The 26,812-nt window shown below is 50.7% G+C and carries 24 protein-coding genes, 2 tRNA genes and 1 other annotated feature; of the genes, 25 read left to right on the top strand and 1 reads right to left on the bottom strand.

The annotated features are described in order from the left end of the window. The first annotated feature begins 14 nt into the window (after positions 1-14). From J0B03_RS06650 to J0B03_RS06620, 7 genes are all read left to right on the top strand, one after another. The gene (locus J0B03_RS06650) at positions 15-857 is read left to right on the top strand and encodes a deoxyribonuclease IV (RefSeq protein WP_207298860.1); all 843 of its coding nucleotides are present in this window, start codon (positions 15-17) and stop codon (positions 855-857) included. Between the two features lies 1 nt (position 858). Then, positions 859-2,013 carry a DUF362 domain-containing protein gene (locus J0B03_RS06645; RefSeq protein ID WP_207298859.1) on the top strand — a complete coding sequence of 385 codons (1,155 nt, stop codon included), beginning with the start codon at positions 859-861 and terminating at the stop codon, positions 2,011-2,013. Between the two features lie 18 nt (positions 2,014-2,031). Continuing rightward, complete coding sequence (gene addB / locus J0B03_RS06640) at positions 2,032-5,388, top strand: helicase-exonuclease AddAB subunit AddB (RefSeq protein WP_207298858.1); 3,357 nt, start codon at positions 2,032-2,034, stop codon at positions 5,386-5,388. Continuing rightward, a complete protein-coding gene (gene addA / locus J0B03_RS06635; protein WP_207298857.1) occupies positions 5,381-8,956 on the top strand; it encodes a helicase-exonuclease AddAB subunit AddA in 3,576 nt (1,191 codons plus the stop codon). The genes addB and addA overlap by 8 nt, the downstream gene beginning before the upstream one ends. A 93-nt stretch (positions 8,957-9,049) precedes the next feature. Beyond that, positions 9,050-9,511: a 4-(cytidine 5'-diphospho)-2-C-methyl-D-erythritol kinase gene (ispE, locus tag J0B03_RS06630; protein ID WP_207298856.1), complete on the top strand. Its 462-nt coding sequence runs from the start codon at positions 9,050-9,052 to the stop codon at positions 9,509-9,511. After that, positions 9,508-9,897: a 4-(cytidine 5'-diphospho)-2-C-methyl-D-erythritol kinase gene (locus tag J0B03_RS06625; RefSeq protein WP_207298855.1), complete on the top strand. Its 390-nt coding sequence runs from the start codon at positions 9,508-9,510 to the stop codon at positions 9,895-9,897. Before ispE ends, J0B03_RS06625 begins: the two co-directional genes overlap by 4 nt. After that, on the top strand, positions 9,881-10,603 hold the full coding sequence (locus J0B03_RS06620) for a GntR family transcriptional regulator (RefSeq protein ID WP_246798082.1): 723 nt from the start codon (positions 9,881-9,883) through the stop codon (positions 10,601-10,603). The genes J0B03_RS06625 and J0B03_RS06620 overlap by 17 nt, the downstream gene beginning before the upstream one ends. On the opposite strand, the gene lspA is transcribed toward J0B03_RS06620, so the two are convergent. Then, entirely contained in the window at positions 10,595-11,053 is a 459-nt protein-coding gene (gene lspA / locus J0B03_RS06615) for a signal peptidase II (RefSeq protein ID WP_246798081.1), read from the bottom strand. The two genes, J0B03_RS06620 and lspA, sit on opposite strands and share 9 nt — an antisense overlap. A gap of 108 nt (positions 11,054-11,161) precedes the next feature. Here lspA and tyrS point away from each other — a divergent pair, with 108 nt between their 5' ends. The 18 genes from tyrS to rpoB all read left to right on the top strand — a co-directional run bounded on the left by tyrS (position 11,162) and on the right by rpoB (position 26,775). Then, on the top strand, positions 11,162-12,385 hold the full coding sequence (tyrS, locus tag J0B03_RS06610; RefSeq protein ID WP_207298854.1) for a tyrosine--tRNA ligase: 1,224 nt from the start codon (positions 11,162-11,164) through the stop codon (positions 12,383-12,385). A 63-nt stretch (positions 12,386-12,448) separates the two neighbouring features. Next, positions 12,449-13,702 carry a histidine--tRNA ligase gene (gene hisS, locus J0B03_RS06605; protein WP_207298853.1) on the top strand — a complete coding sequence of 418 codons (1,254 nt, stop codon included), beginning with the start codon at positions 12,449-12,451 and terminating at the stop codon, positions 13,700-13,702. Further along, positions 13,692-14,813: a THUMP domain-containing class I SAM-dependent RNA methyltransferase gene (locus tag J0B03_RS06600; RefSeq protein ID WP_207298852.1), complete on the top strand. Its 1,122-nt coding sequence runs from the start codon at positions 13,692-13,694 to the stop codon at positions 14,811-14,813. Before hisS ends, J0B03_RS06600 begins: the two co-directional genes overlap by 11 nt. Positions 14,814-14,856: 43 nt before the next feature. Next, positions 14,857-15,627: an FAD-dependent thymidylate synthase gene (thyX, locus tag J0B03_RS06595; protein WP_207298851.1), complete on the top strand. Its 771-nt coding sequence runs from the start codon at positions 14,857-14,859 to the stop codon at positions 15,625-15,627. 11 nt (positions 15,628-15,638) lie between these two features. Further along, positions 15,639-16,493, top strand: a complete 855-nt coding sequence (gene rlmB, locus J0B03_RS06590; protein ID WP_207298850.1) for a 23S rRNA (guanosine(2251)-2'-O)-methyltransferase RlmB — start codon at positions 15,639-15,641, stop codon at positions 16,491-16,493. A gap of 1 nt (position 16,494) precedes the next feature. Next, complete coding sequence (locus J0B03_RS06585; protein WP_207298849.1) at positions 16,495-17,019, top strand: NYN domain-containing protein; 525 nt, start codon at positions 16,495-16,497, stop codon at positions 17,017-17,019. 16 nt (positions 17,020-17,035) lie between these two features. Then, entirely contained in the window at positions 17,036-17,695 is a 660-nt protein-coding gene (locus J0B03_RS06580) for a sigma-70 family RNA polymerase sigma factor (RefSeq protein ID WP_207298848.1), read from the top strand. A 58-nt stretch (positions 17,696-17,753) separates the two neighbouring features. Continuing rightward, positions 17,754-17,838: transfer RNA gene (locus J0B03_RS06575), tRNA-Tyr, on the top strand. A gap of 5 nt (positions 17,839-17,843) precedes the next feature. Continuing rightward, positions 17,844-17,919 (top strand) — tRNA-Thr (locus tag J0B03_RS06570). 72 nt (positions 17,920-17,991) lie between these two features. Next, positions 17,992-19,185: an elongation factor Tu gene (tuf, locus tag J0B03_RS06565; protein ID WP_207298835.1), complete on the top strand. Its 1,194-nt coding sequence runs from the start codon at positions 17,992-17,994 to the stop codon at positions 19,183-19,185. 246 nt (positions 19,186-19,431) lie between these two features. Beyond that, on the top strand, positions 19,432-19,581 hold the full coding sequence (rpmG, locus tag J0B03_RS06560; protein ID WP_207298847.1) for a 50S ribosomal protein L33: 150 nt from the start codon (positions 19,432-19,434) through the stop codon (positions 19,579-19,581). 33 nt (positions 19,582-19,614) lie between these two features. Beyond that, the gene (gene secE / locus J0B03_RS06555; protein WP_207298846.1) at positions 19,615-19,869 is read left to right on the top strand and encodes a preprotein translocase subunit SecE; all 255 of its coding nucleotides are present in this window, start codon (positions 19,615-19,617) and stop codon (positions 19,867-19,869) included. Between the two features lie 15 nt (positions 19,870-19,884). Next, entirely contained in the window at positions 19,885-20,412 is a 528-nt protein-coding gene (nusG, locus tag J0B03_RS06550; protein WP_207298845.1) for a transcription termination/antitermination protein NusG, read from the top strand. A 55-nt stretch (positions 20,413-20,467) separates the two neighbouring features. Then, a complete protein-coding gene (gene rplK, locus J0B03_RS06545; protein ID WP_207298844.1) occupies positions 20,468-20,893 on the top strand; it encodes a 50S ribosomal protein L11 in 426 nt (141 codons plus the stop codon). Positions 20,894-20,943: 50 nt separating this feature from the next. Further along, the gene (gene rplA, locus J0B03_RS06540; RefSeq protein WP_207298843.1) at positions 20,944-21,633 is read left to right on the top strand and encodes a 50S ribosomal protein L1; all 690 of its coding nucleotides are present in this window, start codon (positions 20,944-20,946) and stop codon (positions 21,631-21,633) included. 42 nt (positions 21,634-21,675) lie between these two features. Next, positions 21,676-21,805 (top strand) — a sequence feature (ribosomal protein L10 leader region). A gap of 31 nt (positions 21,806-21,836) precedes the next feature. Further along, on the top strand, positions 21,837-22,364 hold the full coding sequence (rplJ, locus tag J0B03_RS06535) for a 50S ribosomal protein L10 (RefSeq protein WP_207298842.1): 528 nt from the start codon (positions 21,837-21,839) through the stop codon (positions 22,362-22,364). A 49-nt stretch (positions 22,365-22,413) separates the two neighbouring features. Further along, entirely contained in the window at positions 22,414-22,794 is a 381-nt protein-coding gene (rplL, locus tag J0B03_RS06530; RefSeq protein WP_207298841.1) for a 50S ribosomal protein L7/L12, read from the top strand. A gap of 300 nt (positions 22,795-23,094) precedes the next feature. Then, the gene (rpoB, locus tag J0B03_RS06525; protein ID WP_207298840.1) at positions 23,095-26,775 is read left to right on the top strand and encodes a DNA-directed RNA polymerase subunit beta; all 3,681 of its coding nucleotides are present in this window, start codon (positions 23,095-23,097) and stop codon (positions 26,773-26,775) included. The last annotated feature ends 37 nt before the right edge of the window (positions 26,776-26,812 follow it).

Below are 26,812 nucleotides of genomic sequence, written 5' to 3'. Positions count from 1 at the left end.
GGAAAGGAAAAAACATGCTGAAGATCGGATGTCATTTGTCCATTGCAAAAGGATACACCAAGGCGGGAGAGGACGCCCTGGCCATCGGGGCCAACACCTTCCAATATTTCACCAGAAACCCCAGAGGGGGCAATGCCAAGGCTCTGGACGAAAAGGACCTGGCAACCTTTTCCCGTTTGTTTGAGGAAAACGGCTTTGCCCCCCTCTTCGCCCATGCACCCTATACCATGAACCTGTGCTCCGACAAGGAGGAGGTCCGGGAATTTGCCCTTCGAGTTTTCCAGGAAGACCTGGAGCGCCTTCGCCGGCTGCCTCCTTCCTATTATATTTTTCATCCGGGAAGTCATGTGGGCCAGGGGGTGGACAAGGGGATCGAATACATCGTGGACGCCCTGAACAAAAGCATCGGAGCGGACAATGAGGTACCCATCCTTTTGGAAGGGATGAGCGGCAAGGGATCGGAAGTGGGTGGACGGCTGGAAGAATTGAGAGACATCATCCAGGGGATCCGTCACAACAGGCAGTTGGGGATCCTGGTGGACAGTTGCCACTTGTATTCCGCCGGGTACGATGTGGTGTCGGACCTGGACGGGATCCTGGAGAACATCGATAAGACCGTCGGTCTGGACCGGCTCAAAGGCATCCATCTCAACGACAGCAAGGTGGCCTTCGCCTCCAACAAGGACCGCCATGAAGTTCTGGGAGAAGGGACCATCGGCAAGGAAGCCATCGTCCGGATCATCAACCATCCAAAACTTCGCCATTTGATTTTCAACCTGGAGACCCCCAACGAGCTGGAAGGATACCGGGAAGAGATCGCCTATTTGCGAAAAAACTATGTAGAGGAAGCGTCGTAATATGAAAGAAAAAGTGGTATTGCTGAAAAATCAAGGATACAACGTAGACAGGATCGAAGAAAAACTGCGGGAAGGCTTTGACCTGCTTGGAGGGGACGCCTATGTCCGACAGCTGATCCCGACGGGAGCGAAGGTCTTGCTCAAACCCAATCTTCTCTCTGTTGAGGACATGGACAGTCCTGTGGTCACCAACCATGTATTTTTTGAAAGCGTGATCCGGGTGTTGAAAGACTATACGGATCAACTGACTTTCGGAGACTCCCCCGGATTCGGTACTTCCCAGCGGGCGGCCCAAAAGGCAGGCCTCATGGAAGTGGCTAAGCGCTACGGGGTGGCCTTCGACGATTTTACGGACAAAGTAACGGTGCAGCTCCATGATTCCCTGCTGGTGAAGAACTGGGAAGTGGCCCGAGTCTCTTATGAAAGCGACGTGCTCATCAGTCTGCCCAAATTGAAGACCCATGGGATGATGTATTTCACCGGTGCGGTGAAAAACCAGTTCGGGTGTGTGCCCGGCACCCAAAAGGCCTTGTGGCACGCCCGAATGAACAACAGCCGGAATTTTGCCAAGATGCTACTGGACCTGAACCAGGTGGTCCAAACCAAGTTTGCCATCATGGACGCCATCGTCGCCATGGAAGGCAACGGTCCCAAAAGCGGAACGCCCCGGGCCATGGATGCCATCCTGATGGGTCCTTCCATTACGGCGGTGGATTCGGTGGCTCTGCAGTTGATCGGTTATGCAGATCCGACGGAGGTCCCCCAATACGACGTTGTCCGGGAAACAGGATGGGGCCCGGTATTGCCCCAGGACATCCAGGTGGTGGGCGAGGATCTGGAAACCATGAAAGTGGATGATTTTCAGAAGATCCGGGGGACCAAAGAGATCTTCGGCAATCTGGATTCCCTGAAGCTGGTGAAAAACTTCATCGCCCCTTATCCCAAGCTGACCTGGGAGAAGTGCATCAGCTGCAACCGCTGCGAGGAAGTGTGTCCGGAACGGCCAAAAGTCATCACCATGACGGAAAAACAGGGGAAGATGGTCCCCGTTTTCGATCGAAAGACCTGTATCCGTTGCTTTTGCTGCCAGGAACTCTGCCCGGTGGGGGCTTTGGAAGTGGGAGAGACCCTGTTGGGGAAATTGCTCTACCGGTAAAGATGGGAGGATGGAAACATGTTGAAAATTTTGGCCGGGAGAAACGATTCCGGAAAAACAAAAGAAATGTACCGCCAGATCAAAGACGCCCTTCAAGGCGGGGAAGAAAATCTGATCGTGCTGGTGCCGGAACAATATACCTTGGAAGCAGAAAAAGAGCTGATGGAAGTTCTGGAGCTCCAAGGTTTTTTTCAATTGGAGGTCATGGGGTTCAACCGGCTGGTGGACGATCTGCTGGACACGGCTCTGGAACGGGAGAAGACCATCGTCACGGCCACGGGGAAACGGATGATCCTGAAACGGATCTTGAAGGAAGAGAAAAAGGAATTGCAGGTCTTCGGATCCATGATCGACAAGTCCGGTTTCATCGAAGAGGTGGAGAATGTGCTCCAAAACTTCAAAGAAAACATGGTGGAACCGGAGGGACTTCGGGGATTTGCCCGGGGGTACGAAGGGACCGGGATGCTGGAAAAAAAGGTGGGGGACATGGTCCGGATCTACGAAGCCTACCAGCGATATCTGGAGAAAGGCTATACGGACAACGAACACCGGATCGCAGAGGGGATAGAGGCGGTTTCCCAGTCCTTGCGGATCAAAGGATCCAGAATATGGATCCATGGGTTCCACACCTTTACGAAGCAGCTGGTCCATTTCATCAAGGCCCTTTCCGACCATGCCCAAGGAGTGGTCCTCACCCTGGATCTGGACGTGGACGACGACGCGCCGGACAAGGAAGTGTTCGGGATCAACCGAAAGACCCTCCAGACTTTTCGGGAGTTGTGGGCCGACGAGCTGGAGGTGGAGCTGTTTTCTTCCCAAAGAAGTTCAAAAAAAGATCTGGATCACCTGAAGCAGGAATTTTTTGCCTATCCCTATGGAAAGTGGACGGAGGAAGTGGACGGGATCCGGGTGCTGGAATCCCAGAATGTCTATCGGGAGATCGACCACGCCGTCAAGGAAATCGCTGTCCTGGCCCGGGAAAAAGGCTGGTCCTACAAGGATATGGGGGTCGTCGTCAATGACTTGAGCAGCTATGGATTTGCCATCCAGCGGACCATGGAGGAATACGGGATCCCCTGTTTTCTGGATGCCAAGCGGTCCATGGCCGACAAGCCCCTGGGATTGTTTGTCGTATCCAGCCTCCAGGTGCTGGTCCGAAACTACCGGTACGAAGATGTATTTTCCATGCTGAAGACGGGATTTTCCAACCTGGAAGAAGGGGAATGGGAAAGCCTGGAAAACTATTGTCTCCAATTCGGCATACGGGGATCCCAGTGGAAGACCCCTTTTCACAAGTGCAACAACAAGACCCTTTTGCCCTTGGAGGAATTGGACCTGCTGCGTGAAAAAGTGGTGGAACCACTGGAGCGTCTGAGAAGCCGTGTCCGACAAGCCCCCACCTTCGCCTCCATCGCCAAAGCCCTGTATGGTTACTTGGAAGAAAACCGGGTCGTGGAAAAGACCCAGGCCTTGACGGCCGCCCTCCAGCAGCATGGGGATCTGGAACACGGAGCGGAAAACAACCAGGTGTTCAACCGGATCATGGAGCTCTTGGACGAGCTGGTGGAAGTGTTTGGGGAAGAAAAAACCACATTGAGGGAATTTGCGGAGATCCTCAAAGAGGGAGTGGCAGCTTCCGAACTGGGAGTGCTGCCTGCTTCCGGAGACGAAGTGCTGATCGGAGATGTGAAGCGGAGCCGGCAGGGAAGTCTTGCCGCCCTGTTCATTCTGGGTGTCAACGAAGGGATCCTGCCGGGGGAAGGGGAGACCATCGGCATTTTTACGACCCGGGAAGGAAAGGTGTTGGAGGACGGGGGCATCCCCCTGTTTCAAGATCACACCTATCAGGCCATCCAGGAAAAATATCTCTTTCAGACCCTCCTATCCAAGGGGGAAGAGCGGATCTATTTCAGCTGTGCACAGGCGGACTTTGAAGGAAGTGCCATGCGGCCTTCCTTTTATATGAAGCGGTTGAAAGAACTGTTTCCCCGGCTGGAGAGCGGCAGGGACGAAGAGGATGCTTTGGACTGGATCACCAATGCCAGAGGCACCTTGCGCCCCATGGTAGCCCATTTTCGCCATGCCATGGACCAGGGAGGCAAAGGGGATCCCGTGTGGGAGGAGACCTACCGCTGGTATGCGAGTCAGGAAGAGTGGAAGGATCGGCTGGACCAATTGACAGGGGCCATGACCTATGCCAACAAGGTGGACAAGCTGGACCGGGACCAGGTGGAAGGACTCTATGGAAAAACCATCAAAAACAGCGTGACCAGTCTGGAAACTTACGGTCAGTGTCCCTTTCGATATTTCGTCCGCTACGGCCTCCACCCGGCCCAGCGGCCCGTATATGAAGTATCCATCCCCGACATGGGGGAACTGCTCCACGACAGCCTTCAGGAATATACCAGAAGGCTGCAGGGGGAAGGCACTCCCTGGGAAGACGTAGAGGAAGAAGCGCGAATAGGGATGTGCGGCGCCATTGTGGAGGAAAAGATCCAGATGTACAAAGAAGGGGTCTTTGCCAGCAAGGGCCGCTACCAGTATCTGGCCTACTATCTGAACCGGCTGATGATCCGGGCCGTCAACACCCTGACATATCACATGTCCAAGGGAGCCTTCCGCCTGGAAAAGGCGGAGGCGGCATTTGGAGAGGACCGGGAATATTCGCCGGTGGTCTTCACTTACGACGAGGATATCCGCATGGTACTGGAAGGACGGATCGACCGGATGGATGTACTTCGACAAGACGACGGGGTCTATGTAAAGATCATCGACTATAAAACCGGAGAAAAGACCCTGGAGCTGAAAGATGTCTATTACGGATTGACCTTGCAGCTGCTCATGTACCTTCAGGTATGCCTGGAGAGCATCCCCCAAGCCATGCCCGCCGGCGCCTTCTATTTCAAGCTGGATGATCCCATGATCCAGGCATATTCCCATGAAAGGGAAGAGATGGATCGCAAGATCACCAGCCGCCTTCGCCTCTTGGGCCTCCTGGTGAAAAAAATGGAAGTGGTCACCGCCATGGACAAGGGGTTGGAAGAGGACACCGGCGATTCCGACGTGGTCCGCCTGAAGATCAAGAAGGACGGGGACTTTGGCAAAAGCAGCAAAGGGTTGGTGGAAGCCGCCGTTTTTGACCGACTCCTGGAACACACCATGGACGTTGCCCGGAAAATGGGGAAAGAGATCATCCAAGGCAACATCGCTGTTTCCCCTGTGAAAAACGACGGGAAACCGGCCTGCCGTTTTTGCCCATACAAGACGATCTGTCAGTTTGACGACCAATTCGAAGGAAACCGATATCGGATCCGTGGAAAGCTGAAAGACGAAGAAGTGGTGAACAGACTGATGGGAGGAAGATCCGATGAATAAATGGACAACACAACAAGGGGAAGCCATCACCCAACGCAACAGAAACCTGCTGGTTTCAGCAGCGGCGGGATCCGGGAAAACGGCAGTGCTGGTGGCACGGATTATTCAACTGGTGACCATGGAAAAGGTCCCGGTGGAGAGTCTTCTGGTGGTCACTTTTACAAAAGCGGCGGCAGAAGAGATGAAGGAACGGATCTCCAATTCCCTCCTGGAACGATTGGAAACGGCCAAGGGAGAAGAACGGGAATTTCTATCCGGCCAGATCCACAGCCTGCCCTTTGCATCCATCAGCACCATCCACTCCTTTTGCCACAGCGTGGTGCGAAAATACGCCCACTTGATCCAACTGGATCCCGGGTTTTCCGTGGGAAACGAGACGGTCCTGTCCATCTTGACCCAGCGGGCCATGGAAGAAGTGCTGGAAGCCGAATACGAAGAGGGATCGGAAGCCTTTATCCGGGTCCTGGAGAGTTTTGGGGAAGGGCGTCAGGACGCCCGATTGCGGGAGACCCTGCTCCGGTATTATCGTTTCATCATGAATCGACCGGATCCCAGGCAATGGAGCAAACAGAGTCTGGCCAAGTTCCAGATGGACATGGCCTCCTTTGATGACAGCGATTTCTACCAGACCCTGGTCCAAGTGGTCCATCAGCGGCTGGACCACGGCATGGAGGCCCTTCAGGAAGCTTTAACATTGGCGGAAGACGTAAAAAACAGGGACAAGGTGACGGATGTCTTGACCAGGGAATACCAGCAGATCCAGAGCTTGGTCTTGGGTTTGGAAGAAGGATTTTCCAGGTTTCACGACGCACTGGAAGGAGTCGGGTTCGACCGGTTGACGGTTCAGGCGGAAGACGAGGATGTGAAGAAGGAATTGGTCCGCCTGCGAAACGAAGCAAAAGAGCTGGTGAACTCCCTGAAAAAAGATCTGGCCTACGAACCGGTCCGGGTGCTTTTCGACAACCTGAAAGAAATGGGGGGCGTAATGGAGACCTTGGACCGTCTTGCCGGCCGATTTCGGGAAACCTACCAGGAGATGAAGCTGGAAAAGGGGTTGCTGGATTTCAACGACCTGGAGCATTACGCCCTGGCCATCCTGCAAAAGCCGGAAGCCGTGGAAGAGCTGCAACGGGAATACGCCTATATTTTTATCGACGAATACCAGGACAGCAACCAGATCCAGGATGCCATCAGCGAAAAGATCCGCAGAAAAGACAACTTGTTTCTCGTAGGGGACGTAAAACAGAGCATCTATCGGTTTCGACTGTCGGATCCCGCCTTGTTCCTGGAGAAAAACCGGACCTTCGGGGGAGAGGAGGATCCTATGTCCCGGGTCATCTACCTGAACACCAACTTTCGAAGCAATGAACTGGTGATCCAGACCATCAACGCCGTTTTCGAAAAGATCATGAACGAATTCGTCGGAGAGATCGACTACGATACCAACGAGCGGTTGTATTCCGGGTTGGACCTGCCGGAATCGGAGTTCGGAAAAACGGAGATCCTGGTCATCGACAAGGCGGAACCGGAGGAAGACAAGGAGGATGGGGAAGCAGAAGACCGGCCGGTATCGGAAGACGGCCTGGAAGACTTGTCCAGTGCAGAGCTGGAAGCCGCCCTGGCGGCCAGGAGGATCAAGGAATTGATCGGAACACAGATCTACGACGGGAAGAGACAGATCCATCGGCCCCTGGAGTATCGGGATGTGGTGGTCCTGCTGCGCTCCGTCAAAACAAACGGCCCAATCTACCAGGAAGTTTTCATGGAAGAGGGGATCCCTGTTCACGCCCAAAGCGGCCTGGGGTATTTCGACACCCTGGAGATCAGCATGGTGCTGGATCTGCTTCGGGTCATCGACAACCGGCAACAGGACGTGGCACTTCTCTCCGTCCTTCGATCCCCCATGTTTCACTTTACCGTAGAGGAGCTGGTGGAGATCCGACGATGCTATTCATCAGGTCCTTTTTGGAAAAGTCTGGACCAGTACGCAGAAGAGCAGGGAAATGCCCTTGCAGAAAAATGCCGCCGGATGAAAGCTTCCGTGGAAAAATGGAAGGAACGATCCAGGATCGTCCCTTTGGATCGGTTCCTGTGGACCTTGATGATGGAAACCAACTACTATCACTATGTGGGGGCCCTGCCTGGCGGAGTACAGCGGCAGGCCAACGTCCGCGTCCTCATCGATCGGGCCCGGGCCTTCAGCGAATCGTCCCTGAAGGGGCTGTTTCAGTTCATTCAATTCGTTCAGGAAATGAAGGATGTGGACAGCGACATGGAACTGGCCCGGGTATTGGGTCCCATGGAAAACGTGGTCCGGATCATGAGCATCCATAAAAGCAAGGGATTGGAGTTTCCCCTGGTCATGGTGGGAGGCATGGGAAAAGGATTCAACACCCAGGATACAAGAAGCATGCTCCTCCTTCACAAGGATCTGGGCATTTGTCCCGAATATGTGGATCCCCGGGAGAGAAGGCACTGCAGCACTCTGTTCAAAAGCATTGCAAAGGAAAAAATCGGCCTGGAAGTCTTGTCGGAAGAAATGCGGATCTTGTATGTTGCCATGACCAGGGCGCAGAACAAGCTGATCCTCCTGGGATGTGCTTCCCTGGATGAGAAAAAGTGGGCCAAGTGGGATAAGACCCCCACTCCATACAGTGTATCCAAGAGTGCCAACTACCTGGACTGGGTCCTGTCGGCTTTATTGGAAAGGGGAGCCCCTGCAACAACCGAAGGCGTCATCCAGGAAAGAATGGACCACCTTGTCCGGCTGGTTCCCAAAGGGGAACTGCAGCGGGACAAGAAGGAAAAGACGGAACATCTGAAAAACACCGGCCGTTTCTTTCAAGCGTTGAAAGCCCGGGGGAAAACCTTGGATCCGGTGGTGGAAGCCCGTTTGTCCTGGCGGTACCCGGGGGAAGAGGCCCTGCGCCTTCCGGCAAAAATGTCCGTAACCCAGATCAAGAGGTTTCAGGAAACGAAGGTATTGCAGGATCCTACGGTGGAGATCAAGCTGCCGGTATTTCTCCAGGGAGAGGCGAGGAAAACCAGGGCGGAGGTTGGCAGCGCCAACCACTACGTACTGCAGAACGTGGATCTGGATCGATTGACGGATCGGAACAGGATCCGTGAAAACCTGGCCGGGTCCCTGGAAGAGATGGTCGGCTCCGGCATGCTGGTGCAGGAAACGGCAGACCTGGTCCAGCTGGATGCCATTGCTGCCTTCTTTGAAAGCGGATTGGGACAGCGGATGATCCATGGACAGGACCTTCGACGGGAACAGCGGTTCACCATGTCCCTTCCCGGTGATTTACTGGCCGGTGGACAGGGGGCGAAAGAATCGGTCCTGGTCCAGGGGATGATCGACTGTTTCTTTTGGGAAGAAGACGGCTGGGTCCTGGTGGATTACAAAAGCGACTATTTTCGCAATGAAGAAGAAAAACAGGAGAAGGTGGACGGATACCGCAGTCAGGTGGAGATGTATTCCAGGGCCGTTGAAACGGCAACGGGCCAACGGGTGAAGGAGGCATTTTTGTATCTGCTCCACTCCAATGAAGCGGTCCTCCTTTGAGATACAATGATATTGACAGCTGCGATGCAGGTAGGGTAGTATCATAGTAGATTGAATTTAGTATACAATATTAAAAAAACAAAAGAGGCAACAATGAAAACGACCATAAGAACACCGGCAAAAATCAATTTGACCTTGGACATCCTGGGAAAACGGGAGGACGGCTACCACGATCTGTCCATGATCATGCAGACCGTGGATCTTTGCGATGTGCTCACCCTGGAAGAAGGGGAAGGGGGCATCCAGGTCGGCTGCACCGATCCAAGGATCCCCTGCGACCCCTCCAACCTGGTCTATAAAGCGGCCCGGGTCATCATGGAGAAGGCGGGGATCCGAAAAGGGATCCGCATCCACATCGAAAAGAACATACCCTTGGAAGCGGGCCTGGCGGGAGGATCCGCCAACGCAGCCGGGGTGTTGAAGGCCCTGAACGCCATGTGGGAGCTTGGCATGTCCCGGGAAACCTTGATGGACCTGGGAAACACCATCGGTGCAGACGTGCCTTTCTGCCTGCTGGGGGGACGGCCCTTGCAGAAGGGACGGGGAATATTTTGACCCCCCTGCCCCCCCTACCCGAATACCATGTGGTTTTGGTGAAGCCGGATTTTGGGATCTCCACCGGATGGGCTTTCTCCCATTTCAAACCAGGGGAACGGCTCCTGCGGCCAGACAACCTTGGAATGTGCCAAGCCATCCGAAAAGGCGACCGAAAAACCATCGAATCGGGGCTGGTCAACGTCTTTGAACCAGGCACTTTCGAAGCCTACCCCCTGTTGGGAAAGATCAAGAAAGACTTCACCCGTCTGGGAGCGGACGGATGTCTCATGAGCGGCAGCGGTCCCACCATGTACGGTCTTTTCCGGGATCGGGACAAAGCGGAAGAGGTCCGGGAACATTTCCGCACCCTGTACAGGGAGACCTACCTTGCCGGAACTTGTTAAGGAAAACGAAGGAGTGGAACAATCAATGGAACATTTTTTGAAAATCGACATGGACACCTATAAACCCTTGCGGGAGATCGTTTTTACCACCATGCGGGAAGCCATCGTCAACGGAGATTTCAAGCCGGGGCAACGACTGATGGAAGTCCAGCTGGCGGAACAGATGGGTGTGAGCAGGACCCCGGTCCGGGAAGCGATCCGAAAGCTGGAGTTGGAAGGACTGGTGATCATGGTCCCCAGAAAAGGAGCCTATGTTGCCGGACTGTCCAGTGAAGATGTGAAGGAAGTTTTGGAGATCCGGGCCGTATTGGAAGGTCTGGCTGCATCCCTGGCAGCAAAAAACGCCGGTGAAGAAGAGGTGTCTACCCTGCGGGAGATCGTGGATAAATTCAAGCAGGCGGCCAGTGACCAGGACGTGGTCAAGCTGATCCACTTTGATTCGGAATTTCACGACGTCATGTACCGGGCTTCAAAAAATAAAAAACTGATCCAGTTGATCAGTTCTTTAAGAGAGCAAGTACAGCGTTTTCGGGTGGCTTATTTCACCAAGATCAAAAATACGGAGATCTTGATCGCCGAACACAACGAATTGCTGGAAGCCATCGCCAACAATGATTCGGAAAAAGCCAGGATCGTGGCAGAGACCCACATCGCAACAACGGAGCGGCTGATCACTTCCATTGAAGACCGTTCCAAATCAGAATAGGTGATCGGAAGGATCCTTCATCAAGACAAGGATCAACAGAATGCTTCCAACGACAATGAAGCTGTCCGCCACATTGAAGACGGCAAAATTGATCAGGCGAAAATCAAAAAAGTCCACGACGAACTGAAATCGAAAGCGGTCGATCAGGTTTCCGATGGCTCCGCCGATGACGAAAGACAGGGACAAGGCCTTCCATGTGAATTTTTTTTCTCTTCTCAAGTGAAAAATAAGAAGGAAAAACAAAAAAATGATGAATATGGAAGTAACGATCTTTAAAAAAAGCTGCATATCCGTGAATATGCTGAATGCTGCGCCGGTGTTTTCCACATAGGTAAGGTGAAAGACGCCGTCGATGAGGGGATATGTTCCCCGGCCGACCAAACGGGTCAGCACCAGATGCTTTGAAAATTGATCCAGAACAACGATGAAAAATATGATAAAATAACTCAACAGCGACCCTCCAAAATAGTATTGTAGATATAGTATAATATACTCTTGAGATGCTGTACAATACATTTCAAGGAACCACAAAACAGAGGGAACAAACAGGAGGAACCAATGAACAACGTATTTGATGTATTACAGGAACGGGGATTTATCGAACAATGCACCCACGAAGAGGAGATCCGGGAACTTCTTGCCAAGGAAGCCGTCACTTTTTATATAGGATTCGATCCAACGGCAGACAGCCTGCATATCGGGCATTTTCTCCAGATCATGGTCATGACCCACATGCAGCGTCACGGACACCGACCCATTGCCCTGATCGGGGGTGGAACCACCATGGTGGGGGATCCTACGGACAAGACAGACATGCGAAAGATGCTCACCCAGGAACAGATCCAGGCCAATGGAGAGAGGTTCCGGGAAGTGTTTAAAAAGTTTCTGGATTTTTCCGATGGAAAAGCAATGATGCTGGACAATGCATCCTGGCTTCTGGATTTGAATTACGTGACCCTCCTTCGGGAAGTGGGAGTCCACTTTTCCGTCAATCGGATGCTGGCGGCGGACTGCTACAAAACCCGGATGGAGAAAGGCCTCACCTTTTTGGAATTCAACTACATGATCATGCAGGCTTACGACTTTTTGGTCTTGTACCAGGATCATCAATGCAAAATGCAGCTGGGCGGAAACGACCAGTGGTCCAATATTTTGGCAGGTACGGAATTGATCCGCAGAAAAGAAGGCGGTCAGGCTTACGGCATGACCTTCACCCTGTTGACCACTGCCGACGGTAAAAAGATGGGCAAGACGGAAAAAGGCGCCTTATGGCTGGATCCGGAAAAAACAAGTCCCTATGAGTTTTACCAGTACTGGCGAAATGTGGATGACGCCGATGTGAACAAATGCCTGTGTCTTCTCACCTTCCTTCCCATGGAGGAAGTGAATTCCCTGTCCAGCCTGGATGGAGCGGAAATAAACCGTGCCAAGGAAGTGCTGGCTTTTGAAGTAACGAAGATCATCCATGGCGAAGAAGAGGCCCAAAAGGCCCAGGAACTGGCCCGAAGCTTGTTCGCCGGCGGCGGCGAAGCAGAAGACATGCCCACCACGGAAATGACGGCAGAGGAACTTGGAGAAAAGGCCATTCTGGATCTTTTGGTGGAGGCGGGACTTGCCCCCAGCAAAAGCGAAGCCAGACGTTTGGTGGTCCAGGGAGGGATCCAGGTCGATGGAGAAAAGATCGAAGACATCCACTACCAGATCCCCGTAGAGACCTTGTCGCAAGACCATATCGTCATTAAAAAAGGAAAGAAAGTATATCACCGCATCAAGTTCAGATAATGCGATGCCGCTTGCTGACGAAAGAGATCATCAGGCGGCATCTTTTGCAAACAGGAGGTAACCATGGCAAAAAACGCAACCCCGGTTCGGGGAACAAGAGACATCCTGCCCGATGAAATGATCGTGCGGGACCGGTTGGAAGCAGCCATATTGAAAACATACACCACCCACGGGTTCCAGCGCATCGAAACGCCGGCTCTGGAAAGTTTGGAGCTGTTGTTGGACAGCGAAGGCGGAGAAAATCTAAAAATGCTCTTCACTATTTTAAAAAGGGGAGAGAAGCTTCAGCTGGACGAAAATGCATCGGTCATGGACCTGTGCGACATCGGACTGCGCTACGACCTGACCCTGCCCTTGAGCCGTTTTTATTCCAACAACCGGCAACATCTGCCCATGCCCTTCAAAGCCATCCAGATCGGCAACGTCTACCGGGCGGAGCGACCCCAAAAGGGACGTTTCCGTTCTTTCAAGCAGTGTGACATCGACATTATTGGGGATGGATCCTGGCAGGCGGAAGTGGAGCTGATCGATACGACGGCAAAAGCACTCCAGGAAATAGGTTTCGAAAATTTCACCGTCCGCATCAACGATCGACGGATCCTTACAGGCATGATGGCCAAGGCGGGATACGAGACGGAGCAGATGGGAGCGGTCAGCGTCATCTTGGACAAGCTGGACAAGATCGGAGCGCAAGGGGTATTGGAGGAACTCTCCGCCATGGAACAAGGGCCGGAAGGAGCCCAACGGCTGCTGGATCTGGCGGAAGGCCTGTCCGCAGGCGACCTGAAAGGCCAGGGATTGGACGAGACCGCCGTAGAAGGCCTGGTGGGCACCATGGAAGCCATGGAGCAGCTCTCCCAAGGGAAGTATCAAGTCAGCTTCGATCCCACCCTGGTACGGGGAATGGGGTACTATACGGGAATGATCTTTGAAGTTTCCTATGGTCCATACGGATTTTCCATTGCAGGAGGGGGTCGCTACGACGGACTGATCGGAAAGTTTTCCAAACAATCCGTTCCCGCCGTGGGATTCTCCATCGGATTCGAACGGATCGTCACCATTTTGCAGGAGGAAGGCCGGTCCCGGTCCGATGCCTTGCAGCGTCTGGCATTGCTCTACGATGAAACGGATCCTGTGGCCCGGGTCGTGGAGAAGGCGGACCAACTTCGAGAAGGCGGCTTTGCCGTATCCGTCATGAAAGCGAAAAAGAAATTGGGCAAACAGATCGGCCAGCTGGAAGAAGCCGGATTCACCCACTTGTGGATCTTTGGCAGGGATGAAGAAGTACAGACTTTAGGTGGACCCAATGGATCGTAAATTTCAGATCGCGGCAGCCTGTACCTTTGGCCTGGAAGGCATACTGAAAAAGGAACTGTTTCGGATGGGGTACCAGGACGCCAAGGCGGACAACGGGAAGGTGTATTTTACGGGGACCCAGGCCGACGTGGCCAGGGCTAACGTAGGTCTTCGCACCGCCGACCGGGTCTTGCTGGTGGTGGGCACCTTTGAAGCCGTCACCTTTGACGAGCTATTTGAAAAAACAAAAGCCCTGCCTTGGGAAGAGTGGATCGGAAAGAAGGACGCCTTCCCCGTAGCCAAGGCCACCTCCGTCAAGTCGGCCCTTTTCAGCAAATCCGACTGCCAGAGGATCGTAAAAAAAGCGGTGGTGGACCGACTCCAATCCAAATACCGCATCGACTGGTTCGATGAAACGGAAAACATGGTGCCCATCCATGTCCACATCCTGAAAGACCAGGTGACCTTGTTCCTGGATACCAGCGGAAGTGGATTGAACAAGCGGGGTTACCGGGCAAAGGGGAACGAAGCCCCCCTGAAAGAGACCCTGGCAGCAGCCATGGTACTCTTGTCCGGATGGAGAAAAGACATCCCCCTTCTGGATCCCTTTTGCGGGTCGGGGACCATCCTTATCGAAGCGGCCCTGCTGGCCATGGAGGATAAACCCGGCCGCCATCGGACCTTTGTCAGTGAAACCTGGAACGAGTCTTTTCGATCTGCATTCCAGGTGGAGAAAAACTACACTCCTGAGCAGGTGGAAGGCGTGAAGATCACCGGTTGGGACATTGACGAAGCATCTTTGGCCATAGCCAGGGAAAACGCCCGCCTGGCGGGAGTGGATCACCTGATCCGATTTGAGAAACGGGATGCCAGGCAACTGGGGACCCTGCAGGGGAAAGGGACCATCATCATGAATCCGCCCTATGGAGAGCGGCTGATGGGCAAGCGGGAAGTGGAAGAACTCTATCGGGATGTGGGAAAGGCGTATAAAAAGTTGAAAGACCATTCCCTCCACGTTTTAACGGGACATCTGGAATTTGAGCGGCATTTCGGCATGAAGGCAAAAAGAAACCGAAAGTTATACAACGGAAATGTGCTTGCCTACTTTTACCAGTACTTTCCCAGGGTATAGATGAAGCAATGGATCGAAAAATACATGGATGGAGGAATCGCAGATGGAAACAACATTGAAAGTGGAAATTTTGGCCCACACCCCGGAGCCGGAGAAATTGATCTCCGCCGCTGCCAAGCTGTGCTATTCGCCCAGCGGGATCGAAAAACTGATGGAAGGGTTGGATGAAAAAACCGTCAACAATTTTTTGTCCAAATTGATGGACATGGGACATGAATCCCCCATAGAGCACGTATCCTTTACTTTTGGCATCGAAGGAGTCTCCCGCAGCCTGACCCACCAACTGGTGCGCCACCGAGTAGCCAGCTACTCCCAAAAATCCCAAAGATACGTCACAGAGAACCAGTTTGAGTATGTGGTTCCGCCTCAGATCGCAGAGATACCGGAAGCCAAAGAGTTGTTTGTAAAGGCCATGGAAAAAGACCAGGAGATCTACGATCAACTGGTGGAAAAATTGAGGGAAGCCCGACTTCGGGAATATTTGGAGGCCGGAGACAGCGAAAAGGCGGCCAAAGGCAAGGCGGAAAAAACGGCCATCGAGGATGCACGATATGTGTTGCCCAATGCCTGCGAGACCAAGATCATTGCCACCATGAACGCCAGGGAGTTGCTTCATTTCTTCCATCACCGGTGCTGTGAACGGGCCCAGTGGGAAATTCGGGAACTGGCCACCCAGATGCTTCGACTGGTCCGGGAAGAAGCCCCATTGATCTTCAAGCATGCGGGACCAAGCTGCGCCAACGGACCTTGTCCGGAAGGACCCATGACTTGCGGGAAAATCACCGAAATACGCGAAAAATTCAAGAACCTATAAGGAAGAGACCGATGAAAGCAAAACGAAACGATAAAAATGCAAAAGAGCAAGGCAAAGATCTTCGACGGGGAAAAGACAAAAGTACAGACCTTCCGGAGAAAACAGACAAACCGGAAAGACCTCCCCGGGACGTCCGGCAGATCGAAGGAAAGAATCCCGTCCTGGAAGCACTCCGTTCCGATGTGACCATCGAAAAGATCATGGTGGCAAAAGGACGCAGGGAAACCGGGAATACAGAGATCTTCGATCTGGCCAAGGAGCGCAACATCAAGATCCAGATGGTGGACCGGAAAAAGCTGGACTATTCCACCAAAACAGGAAATCATCAGGGCATCATCGCTGTTGCCACCAACTTCTCCTATTATGAGCCGGAACAAATGATACAGAAGGCCAAAGATCTGGGAGAGGACCCATTTATAGTGGTCCTGGACCAGCTGACGGATCCCCACAATTTCGGCGCCATCATACGAAGTGCAGATGCCTGCGGCGTCCACGGCATCATCATCACCAAAAACCGTTCCGTGGATCTGACCCCCATTGCCGTGAAAGCTTCCGCCGGAGCCGCCGAACACATGATGATCGGCAAAGTCACCAACCTGGCCCAGACCCTTCAGGATCTGAAGGAAAAGGGTTTTTGGATCGGCGGAGCCGACATGTCGGGAGAGGCTTATTACAATACCAACCTGAAAGGTCCTCTGGCCATCGTCATCGGCAGCGAAGGGAAGGGGATCGGACGGCTGGTCAAGGAGAACTGCGATTTCACCATCTCCATCCCCATGTACGGAAACATGGAATCCCTGAATGCATCCGTTGCCGCCGGCGTTCTCTTTTGTGAAGCGGCGCGACAGCGAAAGGGTGAACGATAAGTTGAAAGGGATCAAACATTTCCTGGTGGTGGACGGCTACAACATCATCAACCACTGGGATCGTTTGAAAGGGCTGATGGACCACAGTTTGGAAGATGCACGAGACGCCCTGGTGGATCTGATGCAGGGATACGCAAAGTTGAAGAACCTTACCGTGGTGGTGGTGTTTGATGCCTACAACAACAGCGAAATGGCCAGGGAAGAGAACATCCATGGAATAAAGGTGGTCTATTCGGGGAAAAATCAAACGGCAGACAGCTATATTGAAAAGTTCATATACGATTTGCACCCGTTACACGAAGTGACGGTGGCAACATCAGATTTTATGCTGCAAAAGATGATATTGGCGGCTGGTGGCATTCGCATCAGCGCCAGAGAGTTGGAAAAAGAAGTGGAGTTTGCACTCCGTTCCAGCATGAAGAAAATTTCCAGGCAGCAGTCGGCAGAAAAAAACAAGCTGGCACAACACCTGGACCAGGCGACCTTGCAGCGCTTATTGGATTTTACTGGAGACAATAAAAAATAAGCGAAGGCGGGATCACATGAAAGGAACGTACGATTGCACAAAGCAACAGGATTCGATCCACGAAAAAGAGGAACTGGCATTGCTGGAGCTGGCGGCAAAAGGAGACAATGAAGCCAAAGACATGGTTTTGCGGAGGTATTCCCACTTGGTGGGATTTGCCATCAACGGCTACCATCTGATAGGGGCGGACCAGGATGACCTGTATCAGGAGGGAATGATCGGTCTTTTAAAAGCGGTGGAAGTATACCGGCCGGATCGCAAAGCCAGTTTCCGGACTTTTTGTCAGGTCTGCATCCGGCGTCAGATCCTGACGGCCATCAAAAGGGCCACCCGAAAAAAACACGGCCCTCTCAATCGTTACGTATCCATCTACAAACCTCTGGACGGCGACGGAACCATGCTGAGGGATGTATTATCGGCAGACCGGCTTTCGGAACCGGAATCCGCCCTGATGTACCGGCAAGCCGTCGTCAACGTAAAGCACTCTCTGGCTGAATTGACCCTGTTGGAACGGGATGTCCTCTGTTTGCACATGGAAGGTCTCAGCTACCAGCAGATCGGGGAGGCATTGGAAAGAGATCCAAAAGCCATCGACAACGCCCTGCAGCGATGCAAGCGAAAATTGGCAAAGAGGATCAGCGGAAATTATTCGTCAAAAAACATTCGAAACAATTGACATACCTATTCTATTTTAGTATTATGTAATAGCGATTTTAAACAGCTTCAAAGCATCCGGTGGGGTTCCCGAGTGGCCAAAGGGGGCAGACTGTAAATCTGTTGGCAACGCCTTCGATGGTTCGAATCCATCTCCCACCACCATTTAAGCCCATATAGCTCAGTAGGTAGAGCACCACCATGGTAAGGTGGGGGTCATCGGTTCAAATCCGGTTATGGGCTCCATTATTTGTAAATGACACGACAGTGTATCATACATATGCACACCATTAAATATTTGTGAGGAGGAAACAAGAGATGGGAAAAGCAAAATTTGAAAGAAACAAAACCCACGTAAACATTGGAACCATTGGACACGTAGACCACGGCAAAACGACGTTGACGGCAGCGATCACAACAGTATTGAACAAAAGATTCGGAACAGGATCCGCTGTAGCATTTGACAAAATCGACAAGGCACCGGAAGAGAGAGAAAGAGGGATCACCATCTCCACTTCTCACGTAGAGTACGAGACAGATGCAAGACACTACGCTCACGTTGACTGCCCGGGACACGCCGACTACGTAAAGAACATGATCACAGGAGCCGCCCAAATGGACGGAGCCATCCTGGTAGTAAGTGCAGCAGACGGCCCCATGCCTCAAACAAGAGAGCACATCCTCTTGTCCAGACAGGTAGGAGTACCTTACATCGTTGTATTCCTGAACAAAGCCGACATGGTCGACGACGACGAGTTGATCGAACTGGTGGAAATGGAAGTACGAGAGCTGCTCAACGAATATGAATTCCCAGGCGACGACACGCCGATCGTAGTAGGAAGTGCCCTTCGCGCACTGGAAGATCCGGACGGAGAATGGGGCGACAAGATCGTTGAACTGATGAAAGAGGTAGACGAGTACATCCCGGACCCGGAAAGAGCAACGGACAAGCCCTTCCTGATGCCGGTAGAGGACGTCTTCTCCATCACAGGACGAGGAACCGTAGCTACAGGTAGAGTAGAGCGTGGAACCATCAAAGTCGGTGAAGAAGTAGAGATCATCGGAATGACGGAAACGAGAAGAAAAGTAGTCGTTACCGGAGTAGAGATGTTTAGAAAACTGTTGGATCAGGCAGTAGCCGGAGACAACATCGGAGCGTTGCTTCGAGGAGTGGACCGAACAGAGATCGAGCGTGGACAAGTATTAGCCAAGCCGGGAACTGTAAATCCCCACACCAAATTCAAGTCGGAAGTATACGTATTGACAAAAGAAGAGGGTGGACGACATACTCCTTTCTTCAATGGATACCGACCGCAGTTTTATTTCAGAACCACTGACGTGACCGGCATCATCGAGCTGGGCGAAGGCGTGGAGATGGTAATGCCTGGCGACAACATCGCCATGGAGATCCAACTGATCACTCCCATCGCCATCGAAGAAGGCTTGCGTTTCGCCATCCGAGAAGGTGGACGAACCGTTGCATCCGGTGTCGTAGCAGAGATCGTCGAGTAATAAAAACTTCAAAAGCATGGAAGCCAGCCGGCCTCCATGCTTTTTTTAAAAAAAAGATTTTCAATGGAACGAGTATGTGTTATAATCGTAGGGCTGAGACTGTTTGGGCTGAGGCCTTTTTTTATTGGAATAATGTTGACACGTATTATCAATTGTGGTATTTTCTATAAGTACAATCAAAATTGGGTTCGTGTGCCTTGAACAGAGGCAGTTGTAAGTGGTTGATTAAGCATAGGAGGTGTCGTCATGAGAGTGAAAGTAACGTTGGCGTGTACGGATTGCAAGCAAAGAAATTATCATACGATGAAGAACAAGAAAAATGACCCAGAAAGACTTGAAATGAGTAAATACTGCAAGTTCTGCAAGACACACACGACGCATAAGGAAACAAAATAAGGAATCGTATTTCCAGTGTAAGGAAGTGGAAGAATGGCGAAAGCAGAAAAACCGGTGAAGTCAGACAAACCGGTCAAAAAAGACAAAGTTAAAAAGCCGGGCCTGATCAAGCGAGCCATAACATTTTTGAAGAGCGTTTGGTCGGAGTTGAAGAAAGTAACTTGGCCTACCAGGAAAGAACTGCTCCAGCATACTTCGGTGGTATTGGGTATCGTATTCATTTTGACGCTGATCGTGTATGTAATTGACGTTGGTCTGGGCGGGTTGTTGGCACTGATCATACGATGATAAAGAGGGTAAGCGATGATGAACCAAAATGAAGAAGCGAAATGGTATGTAGCACATACCTATTCCGGTTATGAGAACAAGGTAAAGGCGAATATCGAAGCAGCCGTCGAAAACCGAAACATGCAGAATCAAATATTCGAAGTGCATGTTCCCATGCAGGAAGTGGAAGAGGTCAAAAACGGCAAGCGAAAGATCAGCCAGAAGAAGGTATTCCCGGGGTACATCCTGGTGAAAATGGTCATGACCGATGAATCCTGGTATGTGGTTCGAAATACCAGAGGAGTGACCGGTTTTGTCGGTCCTGCTTCCAAACCGGTGGCTTTGACCAAGTCGGAATTGAAGAGCATGGGGATCAAGGAAAAGTTGCCTCAGATCGACATCCAGATAGGAGACAGTGTCAAAGTGCAGGAAGGACCGTTGGAAGGTTTTACCGGCATTGTTGAAGAAGTGAATCACGAGAAACAAAAACTGAAAGTAAACATATCCATGTTTGGCCGGGAAACGCCTGCCGAATTGGAGTTTACGCAAGTAGCCAAGTTTTGATCTGCACAGCAGAAAAAAATAAACAAATAGAAACGACGCACAGGGAGGTGTAAATATGGCTAAAAAAGTAATTGGAATGATAAAGTTGCAAATACCTGCCGGCAAAGCGACACCAGCTCCACCAGTAGGTCCTGCTTTGGGTCAGCATGGTGTGAACATCATGGGATTTTGCAAGGAGTTCAACGCAAAAACAGCAAATGAAGCAGGTATGATCATCCCGGTAGTTATTACGGTATATCAAGATCGAACTTTCAGCTTCATCACAAAAACGCCGCCGGCAGCAGTATTGATCAAAAAAGCAGTTGGCATTGAAAGTGGATCCGGCGTTCCCAACAAGCAAAAAGTGGCAAAGATCAGCCAGGAGAAGCTACGAGAGATCGCTGAACTGAAAATGCCCGATTTGAATGCTTCATCCGTAGAATCCGCCATGAGAATGATTGCTGGTACTGCACGAAGCATGGGAGTTACAGTAGAAGAGTAAGCAAGAAACGCAGTGGGAGGTAAATCCGCTAATACCACAAGGAGGAAGAAATGAAAAGAGGAAAGAATTACCAAGACAAATTTAAACTTGTCGATCGTTCCAGATTGTATGATTTGGATGAAGCTGTAGAAACGGTTAAGAAAACCGCCACAGCAAAGTTCGACGAAACCATTGAAGCTCATATCAAATTGGGTGTGGATTCCAGACATGCAGACCAACAAGTCCGCGGTGCCATCGTATTGCCTCATGGAACTGGAAAAACCGTACGCGTATTGGTTTTTGCAAAAGGAGACAAAGCGACGGAAGCCACCAATGCAGGCGCTGATTTCGTCGGTGCCGAAGAAATGGTGGATAAGATCACAAAAGAAAATTGGTTTGATTTTGATGTGGTTGTTGCAACTCCAGACATGATGGGTGTTGTAGGAAGATTGGGTCGGGTCCTTGGACCTAAAGGCTTGATGCCAAATCCAAAGTCCGGTACTGTAACCTTTGATGTGGCAAAAGCAGTAGCCGATATCAAAGCTGGTAAAGTCGAGTACCGACTGGACAAGACCAACATCATTCACGTTCCGGTAGGAAAGGGATCCTTCGAAACCGACAAACTTCATGAAAACCTTAGCGTTTTGCTGGAGGCTGTCAAGAAAGCGAAACCTGCTTCTTCCAAGGGAACCTACTTTAGAAGCATCACCATCACCAGCACCATGGGTCCTGGGATCAAAATCAATCCTGCAAAGGTCTAATAATCTTGACAAGCAGATTGCGTGATGTTATAATTCATGTGATTTAAAATAAAAGCCAAACCGAAGACAATAGGTGCGAAAGCTTAATATCCTATCGAGGTGGTACACTGTTAGTATGAAATATACTCTCTTTGTATGCCTCGCGGCGCAAAGAGAGTTTTTTTATCTTTCGCCCAAGGAAATGGAGAAGGAGGTGGAACATAGTGTCGATCAGAGAGTTGAAAGAAGATGTGGTTAAAGAAATCTCAACGAAAATGGAGAATGCCCAGAGTATGATCCTGGTGGATTACCGTGGATTGAACGTGGAAGAGCTCAATGAATTCAGAAGTATCGCGCGACAAGCTTCTGTTGATTACAAGGTGTATAAAAACACCATGATGCGATTTGCGGCAAAAGAAACCGGCAATGAAGGATTGCTTGATTACCTGGTTGGACCAACGGCGGTGGCCTTCAGTACGGAAGATCCCGTTGCTGCAGCAAAAGTGATCACAGAATTCGCCAAGAAACACAAAGCCATGGAAGTAAAAGGAGGCTTGGTGGGCGGAAAAGTCATCAGTATCGAAGAGATCAAGGATTTGGCCGAGTTGCCGCCGAAAGAAGTTTTGGTTGCAAAAGTACTTGGCGGCTTGAATGCACCGATCGCAGGTTTCGTTGGCGTATTGCAGGCGAACATCAGCGGCTTGGCAAGAGCGCTTGATCAGGTAAGAGGACAAAAGGAAGCATCTGCTTAAGGATTTGAAAATTAAAACAATAGAAAGATAATATGGAGGGTAAATAAAAATGGCAAGCGAAAAAGTATTGCAAATGATTGAAGAAGTAAAGAACATGACGGTATTGGAGCTTTCCGAACTGGTTAAAGCTTTGGAAGAAGAGTTTGGTGTAAGTGCAGCGGCTCCTGTAGCTATGGCAGCAGCTCCGGCTGCAGCAGCGGCAGAAGAAGCAGAAGAGCAAACTGAGTTCGACGTGATCCTGGCATCTGCTGGAGATCAAAAGATCAAAGTCATCAAAGTAGTAAGAGAATTGACTGGTCTTGGATTGAAAGAAGCAAAAGAATTGGTTGACAATGCACCGAAAGCAATCAAGGAAGCTGCTACGAAAGAAGAAGCAGAAGCCATCAAAGCCAAAGTTGAAGAAGTTGGCGGTTCTGTAGAAGTCAAGTAATGCTAAAGCGGGATTTCCCGCTTTTTTTTATGGTCGAAACCGGGAAAGGCTTTCGGCTGTAAAAAAGAACGGGAGCGTATAAAAAACTGAAAAAATAATGCAAGTTTGATTGACAATAAATGAAAACTATGATAGCATTGTAAATTGCATCAAAAGAATATTTTTCTAGTTATTGATGCAGATTTTGTCACGACATAAAAAAATATATACTAATACGAAACAACCAAAAGCGAGTAAACTAAATACATAATGATTACTTAGCTTTTGGCTTTTTACTTTTAAGCGAGGGGTGAATAGAGGATGGTGCATCCTGTACAATTAGGGAAAAACACGCGGATGAGTTTTTCAAAAATCAATGAAGTCTTGGACATTCCTAATCTGATTGCGATCCAGAAGAGGTCTTACAAGTGGTTTTTGGAAAAAGGACTAAAAGAGGTTTTTAACGATATCTCTCCCATTATGGACTACACGGGCAACTTGATTCTCGAATTTATTGACTACAATTTGGATGGAGAGCCGAAGTACTCCGAAGCGGAGTGCAAGGAACGAGACGCAACCTATGCAACGTCGTTGAAAGTCAAGGTTCGATTGATCAACAAAGAAACGGCAGAAGTGAAGGAACAAAGCGTTTTTATGGCGGACTTTCCGCTGATGACAGAAAATGGAACTTTTATCATAAACGGTGCGGAACGGGTCATCGTCAGCCAGTTGGTGCGATCTCCCGGAACCTATTTTTCCGAGGACATCGACAAAACGGGAAAACCCTTGTATTCTTCCCAAGTCATCCCCAACCGTGGGGCATGGCTGGAATATGAGTCGGATTCCAACGATATTTTGCATGTACGGGTGGATCGAACGAGAAAATTGCCGATCACCGTATTGTTGCGGGCATTTGGTCTGGGAACCAGAGCCCAGATCCTGGATTATTTTGGAGAAGACCCGAGACTTCTTGCCACTTTGGAAAAAGATGCAACGGAAAATCGGGAAGAAGGACTGCTGGAAGTATACAAGCGACTGCGACCAGGCGAGCCTCCCACTGTAGACAGTGCGGAATCTCTGCTCAACAGCATGTTTTTTGATCCAAGAAGATACGACCTGGCCAGAGTCGGCCGTTATAAATTCAATAAAAAGTTGGCACTTGCGGGCAGGATCACTGGAAGAAAAATCAAGGACAACATCGTCCATCCATTGACTGGCGAACTTATCGCAGAGGCCGACAGCATTGTAGACGAAAAAACGGCATGGGAGATCCAAAATGCCGGAATCGACAAAGTGACTGTTATCGTGGAAGAAGACCGGGAATTCAAAGTGATCGGCAACGGATTTGTCGATATCGAGAAGCAGGACCTTCCATTCGATTATGATCCGGATGTCGTGGAGGAAATGGTGAATTACTATGTCCTTCAAGAGATCCTCCAGTCGGGGAAAACACCGGAAGAAATGAAGGAAGATTTCGACAAGCGTTTGGATGAATTGATCCCAAAACATATATTGATCCAGGACATCTTTGCTTCCGTCAACTACAACCTGGGATTAAACTACAATCTGGGCATGGTGGACGACATCGACCACCTGGGGAATCGTCGACTTCGATCCGTTGGAGAATTGCTGCAGAATCAATTCCGGATCGGTTTGTCCCGAATGGAGCGTGTCGTGAAAGAACGAATGACCATTCAGGGAAATGAAGCGGTGACGCCTCAGGGACTGATCAACATTCGACCAGTCAATGCCGCAGTAAAAGAATTTTTTGGCAGTTCTCAACTGTCTCAATTTATGGACCAGACCAACCCGTTGGCAGAGCTGACCCACAAACGACGTCTTTCTGCCTTGGGACCAGGCGGTCTTTCCAGAGAGCGTGCCGGATTTGAAGTTCGAGACGTGCACCACTCCCATTATGGAAGAATGTGCCCCATCGAGACGCCGGAGGGCCCCAACATCGGTCTGATCGGTTCATTGAGTACCTATGCTCGAGTCAATGATTACGGGTTTATTGAAGCACCCTACTTGTTGGTAAACAATGGGATCGTCAGCGACGAGATCGAATATCTTGCAGCGGATGAAGAAGGAAAATACACCATCGCCCAAGCCAACGAGCCATTGGATGAGAACAACCGCTTTATGAGAGACAAGGTCACAGGCCGAGCCGGACTGAAGCGGGATTTTGTAACCGTGGAGCCGGAACGGGTCGACTATATGGACATTTCACCGAAGCAGATCGTTTCCGTGGCAACGTCCATGATCCCATTTTTGGAAAACGACGACGCCAACCGAGCCTTGATGGGATCCAACATGCAGCGTCAGGCAGTGCCGTTGTTGAAGCCCGAATCCCCCATTATCGGAACAGGGATCGAGCATGTGGCGGCAAAAGATTCCGGAGTTTGTGTCTTGGCAAAAAATCCCGGTGTAGTGGAGCGAGTCTCCGCGACGGAGATCACCGTTCGACGTGAAGATCAACAGCTGGACAAATACACCCTGTTGAAATTCAGAAGATCCAATCAGGGAACGTGCATCAATCAACGTCCCATTGTGGAAAAAGGGGAAAAAGTAGAAAAAAGCCAGATCCTTGCCGATGGTCCGTCTACAGATGACGGTGAGATCGCACTGGGTCGAAACATACTGATCGCCTTTATGACATGGGAAGGCTACAACTATGAGGATGCCATCCTGATCAGTGAAAAGCTGGTGAAGGAAGATGTTTTCACATCCATACATATAGAAGAATACGAATCGGAAGCAAGAGAAACGAAACTTGGACCGGAAGAGATCACTCGGGACATTCCAAATGTCGGAGAAGATGCACTGAAGAATCTGGATGAGCGAGGCATCATTCGAATCGGTGCGGAGGTCAACTCCGAGGACATTCTGGTTGGAAAAGTAACACCCAAAGGTGAAACGGAATTGACGGCGGAAGAGAAGCTGTTGCGGGCCATCTTTGGTGAAAAAGCAAGAGAAGTTCGAGATACTTCCTTGAAAGTTCCTCATGGAGAAAGCGGAATCGTTGTAGACGTAAAAGTATTCTCCAGAGAAAACAAGGATGAAGACCTGAAGCCGGGTGTTAACCAACTGGTCCGCGTCTACGTCGCCAGCAAGCGGAAAATATCCGTAGGAGACAAGATGGCGGGACGTCACGGAAACAAGGGTGTTATTTCCAGGATCTTGCCGGAAGAGGACATGCCATTTCTTCCCGATGGAACACCGGTGGAGATCGTCTTGAATCCTCTTGGAGTACCATCCAGGATGAACATCGGACAGGTACTGGAGGTCCACCTCGGTTTGGCCGCAAAGGCCTTGGGATGGAAAATCGCAACACCGGTTTTTGATGGAGCCAACGAAGACGACATCATGGATATTCTGGAAGAGGCCCATTACAATCGAAACGGTAAAATAACCCTTCACGACGGTCGTACCGGAGAACCTTTCGACAACGACGTTACTGTTGGATATATGTACATACTGAAATTGCACCACTTGGTAGATGATAAGATGCATGCCAGATCCACAGGACCTTACTCTCTGGTCACCCAGCAACCATTGGGTGGAAAAGCCCAGTTTGGAGGCCAGCGTTTTGGGGAGATGGAAGTGTGGGCCCTGGAAGCATATGGTGCGGCACACACCCTGCAGGAGATCTTGACGGTCAAATCCGATGACGTGGTGGGACGGGTCAAAGCCTATGAAGCCATTGTCAAGGGAGAAAACATTCCGACTCCAGGAGTGCCGGAGTCATTCAAGGTACTGATCAAAGAGCTGCAAAGTTTGGCCTTGAATGTAGCGGTCTTAAGTGAGAATGAAGATGTTCTGGAGATCGAAGAAGATGCATTTGACGACGACGGACTGGAGAACTTTGGTGTCACTATCATCAACAGGGAATTGGATGAGGAAGATCCGGACGGATTCTACGAAGAGGACCTGGAAGACAACTTGGACGATGATTTTGACATAGATGATTTAATGGGAGATCTGGACGACGAGATCGGTGAATAAACTGCGGATGTAGTGTGTGAATAATTTGAGAAGGGAG

The sequence above is a fragment of the Alkalibacter rhizosphaerae genome, from assembly GCF_017352215.1.
Taxonomy (GTDB): Bacteria; Bacillota; Clostridia; order Eubacteriales; family Alkalibacteraceae; genus Alkalibacter; species Alkalibacter rhizosphaerae.
The sequence above is the reverse complement of the archived record's forward strand: the minus strand, read 5'-3'. Positions and strand labels throughout refer to the sequence as shown.

Excerpts from the sequence above, each read along its gene's own strand:
- hisS (WP_207298853.1), top strand. The coding sequence starts at position 12,449 with ATGGCAAAAAACGCAACCCCGGTTCGGGGAACAAGAGACATCCTGCCC.
- J0B03_RS06600 (WP_207298852.1), top strand. The coding sequence starts at position 13,692 with ATGGATCGTAAATTTCAGATCGCGGCAGCCTGTACCTTTGGCCTGGAA.
- rplA (WP_207298843.1), top strand. The coding sequence starts at position 20,944 with ATGAAAAGAGGAAAGAATTACCAAGACAAATTTAAACTTGTCGATCGT.
- thyX (WP_207298851.1), top strand. The coding sequence starts at position 14,857 with ATGGAAACAACATTGAAAGTGGAAATTTTGGCCCACACCCCGGAGCCG.
- tuf (WP_207298835.1), top strand. The coding sequence starts at position 17,992 with ATGGGAAAAGCAAAATTTGAAAGAAACAAAACCCACGTAAACATTGGA.
- rpoB (WP_207298840.1), top strand. The coding sequence starts at position 23,095 with ATGGTGCATCCTGTACAATTAGGGAAAAACACGCGGATGAGTTTTTCA.
- secE (WP_207298846.1), top strand. The coding sequence starts at position 19,615 with ATGGCGAAAGCAGAAAAACCGGTGAAGTCAGACAAACCGGTCAAAAAA.
- rplL (WP_207298841.1), top strand. The coding sequence starts at position 22,414 with ATGGCAAGCGAAAAAGTATTGCAAATGATTGAAGAAGTAAAGAACATG.
- J0B03_RS06650 (WP_207298860.1), top strand. The coding sequence starts at position 15 with ATGCTGAAGATCGGATGTCATTTGTCCATTGCAAAAGGATACACCAAG.
- tyrS (WP_207298854.1), top strand. The coding sequence starts at position 11,162 with ATGAACAACGTATTTGATGTATTACAGGAACGGGGATTTATCGAACAA.
- addA (WP_207298857.1), top strand. The coding sequence starts at position 5,381 with ATGAATAAATGGACAACACAACAAGGGGAAGCCATCACCCAACGCAAC.
- J0B03_RS06580 (WP_207298848.1), top strand. The coding sequence starts at position 17,036 with ATGAAAGGAACGTACGATTGCACAAAGCAACAGGATTCGATCCACGAA.
- J0B03_RS06645 (WP_207298859.1), top strand. The coding sequence starts at position 859 with ATGAAAGAAAAAGTGGTATTGCTGAAAAATCAAGGATACAACGTAGAC.
- ispE (WP_207298856.1), top strand. The coding sequence starts at position 9,050 with ATGAAAACGACCATAAGAACACCGGCAAAAATCAATTTGACCTTGGAC.
- addB (WP_207298858.1), top strand. The coding sequence starts at position 2,032 with ATGTTGAAAATTTTGGCCGGGAGAAACGATTCCGGAAAAACAAAAGAA.
- rplK (WP_207298844.1), top strand. The coding sequence starts at position 20,468 with ATGGCTAAAAAAGTAATTGGAATGATAAAGTTGCAAATACCTGCCGGC.
- nusG (WP_207298845.1), top strand. The coding sequence starts at position 19,885 with ATGATGAACCAAAATGAAGAAGCGAAATGGTATGTAGCACATACCTAT.
- rpmG (WP_207298847.1), top strand. The coding sequence starts at position 19,432 with ATGAGAGTGAAAGTAACGTTGGCGTGTACGGATTGCAAGCAAAGAAAT.
- rlmB (WP_207298850.1), top strand. The coding sequence starts at position 15,639 with ATGAAAGCAAAACGAAACGATAAAAATGCAAAAGAGCAAGGCAAAGAT.